The organism is Streptomyces sp. MnatMP-M17 (assembly GCF_900091995.1).
In the GTDB taxonomy this organism is placed as follows: domain Bacteria; phylum Actinomycetota; class Actinomycetes; order Streptomycetales; family Streptomycetaceae; genus Streptomyces.
Genome location: NZ_FMDK01000012.1, coordinates 22,994 through 29,346, shown reverse-complemented (window position 1 = coordinate 29,346; position 6,353 = coordinate 22,994). Strand labels below are relative to the sequence as shown.

Below are 6,353 nucleotides of genomic sequence, written 5' to 3'. Positions count from 1 at the left end.
CCCGAGCGGCGTGTGCCGACCGGCCGACGCGCCGCGCCAGATCGGCCGACACGCCGCCGCAGTGGCTGACACGCCGCCATCGGACCGTTCCGCAACGTGACTTCGGCAACTCCGTCACGCCGTGCGAGAGGCATCGCCGTATGGGCCACGGTGGACGAAACCCATGTGAGCTGGGCTTCTGTACGAGAAGCGGATCAACCATGCCGGAACGCGGAACAGTTGGCGCCGCTTTGCACCAAGACGGCCCTTGACGTGAAGCCTTGCCTACGGGTTGGCTGTCCGCGATCATCGCTCGTTCATGTGCCCTGGAGGATCACGCGGATGTCCCCGCCTCCGCCGCCCCTGGGCCGCTTGCGAAGACGTGGCTCACGCTCCGACCAGTTCTTCGATCCGGCCCTCGACGACGCCGAACTCGGCGCGGTAAGAGACCAACTGGCCCAGGGCCGTTGGTCCGAGGCCCGCACCCTCCTCGCCGCCACCGGTGACGACTGGGACCGGCGGGGCCACCGGGCCGTCGTACTCGCCCAGGCCGCCGGCGCCGTCGCCTGGACCCGCGACTGGCTGCTCGCGGAGCCCGACAGCTCCGACGCGGCCACCCTGCTCGCCTGTGCCACCGCCGTCGCCGCACTGCGCGGCAAGGAGCGGGAGGAGAAGGCCCGGGAGGCCTGCCGCGAGGCGGTCCGCAGGTCGCCGGCCGATCCCACTCCCTGGCTCGGACTGCTGCTCCTGGCCCGTACGCTCGGGACCGAGGAAGAGACCGCGCGGCTCTTCGACGAGGTCAGGAGCCGCCATCCGGAACACCATCACGCGCACCATCTGATGGCGGCGCGGCTCGCGGAACGGCATCCCGACGCGGGCCAGGATCCCTTGCACGAGGTGTACGACTTCGCCTCCTGGGCCGCCGAACAGGCGCCCGCCGACTCGCCGTTGGCGGTCCTCCCGGTGGTCGCCCACGCCGAGCGCTACCGCGTGCTCGCGGCGGCCGGGCACGAGCCGGCCGATCCGGCCGGATCCGGCCACTGGACCGGGCGCCGCGCCCGGCAGGTGCTGAAGGTTGCCTTCGACTGGTGGCTGGAGTGGGAGAGCGAGGAGCATCCGCGTAACCGCGTCGATCTCAACTTCCTCGCCCACGCCCAGTTCCACGACGGCCGTACCGCCGAGGCGGCGGCGCTCTTCCAGCGCATCGGCCCGCACATTACACCGGCGCCCTGGTCCTATCCGGACCGTGATCCCCGTAAAGCCTTCACCGCCGCGCGTGACGCCGCGTTCGGCGCCGCCTGACCAGCGCACCACCCTTCCCGAAAGGATTCCCCTGTCATGCCGACGGGCAGTTCGAGCACGAGCGAGATCAATACCTTCAAAGGGCAGGAACGGGCCCTGCGCGCCGACCGGCTGGGCACACTGGGGCTGCTGCTCTCCGTGCTCGCCGCGAGCGCGCCACTGCTGACGGTCGCCGGTGTCATGTCCGCGGTCTACGGCGTGATGGGCGTCGTCGGCCAGCCCTTGCTGTATGTCGTCCTCGGGATCGTCCTGGTGCTGTTCAGCATCGGATACGCGGAGATGAGCCGGCATGTGCACAACGCGGGCGCCTTCTACGCGTATATCGCCCGCGGTCTCGGCCCGAGCGCCGGCGCGGGCGCCTCGCTCGTCGCCCTGGTCGCCTACAACGCCATGCAGGTCGGCATCTACGGCATCTTCGGCTTCGAGATCTCCGGGCTCTTCGCCACCTATCTGGACATGAGCGTGGTCTGGTGGATACCGGCGCTCGCCGCCGTCGCGCTCGTCGGTCTGCTCGGCTGGCTGAAGATCGACCTCAACGCGAAGGTCCTCGGTGTGCTGCTGTTCATCGAGATCGCCCTGGTCGTGATCTTCGATGTCGCCGCGGTCGCGGATCCGGGCAAGGAAGGCCTGTCCCTGGCGGCGTTCAACCCGGACGCGCTGACCGGCGCGGGCATCGGCACCGCGCTCTGCTTCTGCATCGCCGCCTTCGTCGGCTTCGAGCAGGCTCCCGTCTACGCCGAGGAGACCAGCCGTCCGCATGTCGTCGTCTCGCGCGTGATGTTCCTGGCCGTCGGTCTCTCCGCGCTCTTCCTGGCGCTGAGCGCCTGGGCGCTCTCCGTGGCCGCAGGGCCCGGCGAGATCGTCGCCCTCTCCGCCAAGGAGGGACCCGGACTGATCTTCGGACTCACCGAGGCCCGGCTCGGCGCCACCTTCACCGATGTCCTGCATGTGCTCTATGTGACCGGTATGTTCGCCGCGCTGCTCAGCTTCCACAATGTCGTCGCCCGCTACGCCTTCGCGATGGGCCGTGAAGGGCTGCTGCCCGCCGCCTTCGGCCGTACCAACAAGAACAGCGGCGCGCCCGCCTCCGGCTCCGCCCTCCAGTCCGTTTTCTCGATCGTCGTGGTGCTCGCCTTCGCGCTCACCGACGACAAGCCCGTCGGAGATCCGACCGCGCCGGTGCTGCGCCTGTTCACCTGGATGGGCAATGTCGGCGCGCTCGGTGTCATCGTGCTGATGGCCGCCGCCTCCTTCGCCGTCATTGTCTTCTTCGTACGGCGCGGTGCCGGCCGTCCGCAGGCGCCGCGCCTGGTCGCCTCGGCCCTGGCGGGACTCGCGCTGGTGACGATCGCCGTGTACACGGTGAAGGACTTCGACGTCCTGGTCGGCGCGGGCCCCGGCTCCTCACTGAGCTGGGTACTGCCGGGAATCATCCTGCTGGCGCTGCTCGGCGGAGTGGTGTACGGACTGGTCCTGCGCTCCGCCAAGCCCGAGGTGCACGCCCGTATCGGGCTCGGCAACGAGGCCTTCCAGCTGGAGAAGGCCGCGAAGTCGGAGACGGCCGGGGTCTGACCGATCCGGTGTCGGGTGTCCGGTCGCGATGATCTGACGAATTACTGACGGACGTCCGCGGCCCCTGGCTTCCGGGGGCCGCGGGTGTTCTCCTCGATGAGTGAACTCTCAACAGAACGAGTCCGGAGGTGAGCCCGAAGGCACGCCCGTGGGCCGCCGTCTGGTGCTCTCCATGCTCGGTCTGGGCGCCGCCGGACTCGTCGCGGCGCCCTACCTCCAGCGCGGCCTCGAAGCCTTCCTCGGCTCGGCCGCCGACAAGGATCCCACCGGTCTGACCGGACTGCTGCCCAACGGCGGCGGCTTCCGTTACTACTCCGTCACCGCCTCCGTGCCGCGCAAGGACGCGGACACCTACCGGCTGACGGTCGACGGACTGGTCGACCGGCCCGCCACGTACACCCTTGACGCGCTGCGCAAGCTGCCGCAGACCAGGATGGTCCGCGATGTGCAGTGCGTGACCGGCTGGCGCGTCCCGCACACACCGTTCGAGGGCGTACGGCTCTCGGACCTGCTCGACGCGGCCGGTGTGCGTCCGGGCGCCGGAGCGGTCCGTTTCACCTGCTTCGACGGCGCGTACAGCGAGAGCCTGACGCTGGAGCAGGCCCGGCGCGCCGATGTGCTGGTGGCGCTGAGGATGCAGGACGAGGAGATCGGGCACGCGCACGGCGGGCCTGTCAGGCTCTATGTGGCACCGATGTACTTCTACAAGTCGGCGAAATGGCTCTCCGGGATCTCCGTCACCTCCGAGGTGCAGCCCGGCTACTGGGAGGAGCGCGGCTATGACGTCGACGCCTGGGTCGGCAGGTCCAACGGCCGCGACGACAGCCCGACCGTCTGAGCGGATACGGCGCTTCAGCCCGGCCGAGCGCTGGGTGCACCGTACGACCGGTGCGCTGATGCTGGTGTGCGTCGTGACCGCGGGCTGTCTGTACGTACCGCAGCTCGCCGAACTCGTCGGCCGCCGGTATCTCGTCGTCACCGTCCACGAGTGGTCGGGACTGCTGCTGCCGGTGCCCGTGCTCCTCGGTCTCGGCTCCCGCGCCTTCCGCGCCGATCTGCGCCGGCTCAACCGCTTCCTGCCGTACGACAAGGAGTGGCTGCGTGCCGCACTGCGCCGCGATCCGCGTCCCGCCTCCCGGCCTGCCGGGAAGTTCAACGCGGGACAGAAGCTCTACGCGGGCTGGATCGCGGGCGCCGTGCTGGTGATGCTCGGCACCGGTCTGCTCATGTGGTTCACCGGTCTCGCACCGGTCGTCTGGCGCACGAGCGCCACCTTCCTCCATGACTGGCTCGCCCTGGCCATCGGCATCGTGCTCGTCGGGCATATCGGGATGGCGTACGGAGATCCCGTGGCCCGGCGCGGAATGCGCACCGGATCGGTGGACCGGGCATGGGCGGAGCGGGAGCACTCTCGGTGGAAGGAGGAGTGATCCGGCCCGCCCATCCCTGGCCACTACGGAACGCGGCTACAACACCAGCGAGAGCAGCAGCACACAGCCCAGACCGACCACGGAGATGATCGTCTCCATCACCGACCAGGTCTTGAGCGTCTGGCCGACGTTCATCCCGAAGTACTCCTTCACCAGCCAGAATCCCGCGTCGTTCACATGGCTGAAGAAGAGCGAGCCCGCACCGATCGCCAGCACCAGCAGCGCGGTGTGCGTGCTGGACATGTCCGCCGCGAGCGGCGCCACCAGACCGGCCGCCGAGATGGTCGCCACGGTCGCCGAGCCGGTCGCCAGCCGGATCGCCACCGCGATCAGCCAGGCCAGCAGCAGCGCCGGGATCGACCAGTCCTCGGAGATGTCCAGGACCATCTGGCCCACTCCGGAGTCGATCAGCGTCTGCTTGAAGCCGCCGCCCGCACCGACGATCAACAGCACGCCCGCGATCGGGCCGAGCGACTTCTCGACCGTCGAGGCGAGCCGGTCCTTGGTGAATCCGGCCGCGCGGCCCAGCGTGAAGAGACCGACGATGACGGCCGCGAGCAGTGCGATCAGCGGCGAACCGACCACGTCCGCGACCCGCTGGACGGTGTGCTCCGGATCGTCCACGACGATGTCCACGAGCGCCTTGCCCAGCATCAGCACCACGGGCAGCAGCACGGTCGAGACGGTCGCGGCGAAGCTCGGCCGCCTCTCCAGTTCCTCGGAGGCGCGCTGCGGCACCATCTTGTCCGGAGCCGGGATGTCCACCCAGCGCGCCGCGTACCGGGAGAAGAGCGGTCCGGCGATGATCACGGTCGGAATGGCGACGACCACGCCCAGCGCCAGTGTGAGGCCCAGATTGGCGCCGATGGCGTCGATCGCGACCAGCGGCCCGGGATGCGGCGGGATCAGCCCGTGCATCACGGAGAGCCCGGCCAGCGCCGGAACGCCGATCCGCATCAGCGAGTAGTTGCCGCGCTTGGCGACCAGCAGCACCACCGGGATCAGCAGCACGATGCCGACCTCGAAGAAGAGCGGCAGCCCGATCACCGAGGCGATGAGGACCATCGCCCAGGGCATCGCGCGCCCGCCCGCCTTCGCGAGGATGGTGTCCACGATCTGGTCCGCGCCGCCGGAGTCCGCGAGGAGCTTGCCGAGGATCGCACCGAGCGCGATCAGCACGCCCACACCCGCGACGGTCGAGCCGAGGCCGGTGGTGAAGCTGGCTATGACCTTGTCCAACGGAGCGCCCGCGAAGGCGCCGAGCGCCAGCGTGCCGATGGTCAGGGCCAGAAAGGCATGGAGCTTGGCGACGGTGATGAGGAGGACGATGACGGCGATACCGGCGAGTACCGCCATGCCCAACTGGGCGTTGCCCGCCGAGGTGATCGGCTCGACGGCATCCGCCGCCAGCGTCTCGACGCTGAGACTGGTCACGGGGGATTCCTTCAATTCTTGTCGAGCCGGCACAGCGCGGCGACGGCCCGTTCGGTGATTTCCTGTGGGGTACCTGACACATCGACGGCGACGCCCGCCTCATCGGCCTCCAGGTTCTCCAGGGCCGCGAACTGCGAGTCCAGGAGCGCGGGAGGCATGAAGTGGCCCTTGCGCTCCGCCAGCCGCCGCCCGATGAGCGCCCGGTCGCCGGTGAGATGCAGAAAGACGGCGCCGGGCGCGGCGGCGCGCAGCCGGTCGCGGTAGGCGCGCTTGAGCGCCGAGCTGCTCACCACACCGCCGAGCCCGGCCCGTTCGTGCGCCCAGCTCCCGATCGCGTCGAGCCACGGCCACCGGTCCGCGTCGTCCAGCGGAACGCCGGCGGACATCTTGGCGATGTTCGCCGGCGGGTGGAAGTCGTCGCCCTCGGCGTACGGGACGCCCAGTGCGTCGGCGATCAGGGGCCCGACCGTGGTCTTGCCGGTTCCTGACACGCCCATCACCACGACGACGTGGGGGGTGCTCATCGCTTGCCTCGCTGTCTTCTTCGACATCGGTCGGTCGCGGACATCGGTCCGTCGCGCTACTGAAACGTATTAGGTACGACGTATTCAAGAGTCTGTGATGTAAACGTCGTAC

At 69.5% G+C, this 6,353-nt stretch carries 6 protein-coding genes; 4 read left to right on the top strand and 2 right to left on the bottom strand.

Annotated features, from left to right (window positions below):
- The first annotated feature begins 321 nt into the window (after nt 1-321).
- The 4 genes from GA0115259_RS00740 to GA0115259_RS00725 all read left to right on the top strand — a co-directional run bounded on the left by GA0115259_RS00740 (nt 322) and on the right by GA0115259_RS00725 (nt 4,283).
- Nucleotides 322-1,281 carry a hypothetical protein gene (locus GA0115259_RS00740; RefSeq protein WP_093589228.1) on the top strand — a complete coding sequence of 320 codons (960 nt, stop codon included), beginning with the start codon at nt 322-324 and terminating at the stop codon, nt 1,279-1,281.
- 36 nt (nt 1,282-1,317) lie between these two features.
- Nucleotides 1,318-2,853 carry an APC family permease gene (locus tag GA0115259_RS00735; RefSeq protein ID WP_093589225.1) on the top strand — a complete coding sequence of 512 codons (1,536 nt, stop codon included), beginning with the start codon at nt 1,318-1,320 and terminating at the stop codon, nt 2,851-2,853.
- A 100-nt stretch (nt 2,854-2,953) separates the two neighbouring features.
- Entirely contained in the window at nt 2,954-3,691 is a 738-nt protein-coding gene (locus GA0115259_RS00730) for a molybdopterin-dependent oxidoreductase (RefSeq protein ID WP_256097860.1), read from the top strand.
- Nucleotides 3,633-4,283 carry a cytochrome b/b6 domain-containing protein gene (locus GA0115259_RS00725; protein WP_093589222.1) on the top strand — a complete coding sequence of 217 codons (651 nt, stop codon included), beginning with the start codon at nt 3,633-3,635 and terminating at the stop codon, nt 4,281-4,283. The genes GA0115259_RS00730 and GA0115259_RS00725 overlap by 59 nt, the downstream gene beginning before the upstream one ends.
- A gap of 36 nt (nt 4,284-4,319) precedes the next feature.
- On the opposite strand, the gene GA0115259_RS00720 is transcribed toward GA0115259_RS00725, so the two are convergent.
- Nucleotides 4,320-5,717 carry a GntP family permease gene (locus GA0115259_RS00720; RefSeq protein WP_093589219.1) on the bottom strand — a complete coding sequence of 466 codons (1,398 nt, stop codon included), beginning with the start codon at nt 5,715-5,717 and terminating at the stop codon, nt 4,320-4,322.
- 11 nt (nt 5,718-5,728) lie between these two features.
- The gene (locus tag GA0115259_RS00715; protein ID WP_093589216.1) at nt 5,729-6,241 is read right to left on the bottom strand and encodes a gluconokinase; all 513 of its coding nucleotides are present in this window, start codon (nt 6,239-6,241) and stop codon (nt 5,729-5,731) included.
- Nucleotides 6,242-6,353 lie beyond the last annotated feature (112 nt).

Excerpts from the sequence above, each read along its gene's own strand:
- GA0115259_RS00735 (WP_093589225.1), top strand. The coding sequence starts at position 1,318 with ATGCCGACGGGCAGTTCGAGCACGAGCGAGATCAATACCTTCAAAGGG.
- GA0115259_RS00715 (WP_093589216.1), bottom strand. The coding sequence starts at position 6,241 with ATGAGCACCCCCCACGTCGTCGTGGTGATGGGCGTGTCAGGAACCGGC.
- GA0115259_RS00725 (WP_093589222.1), top strand. The coding sequence starts at position 3,633 with ATGACGTCGACGCCTGGGTCGGCAGGTCCAACGGCCGCGACGACAGCC.
- GA0115259_RS00740 (WP_093589228.1), top strand. The coding sequence starts at position 322 with ATGTCCCCGCCTCCGCCGCCCCTGGGCCGCTTGCGAAGACGTGGCTCA.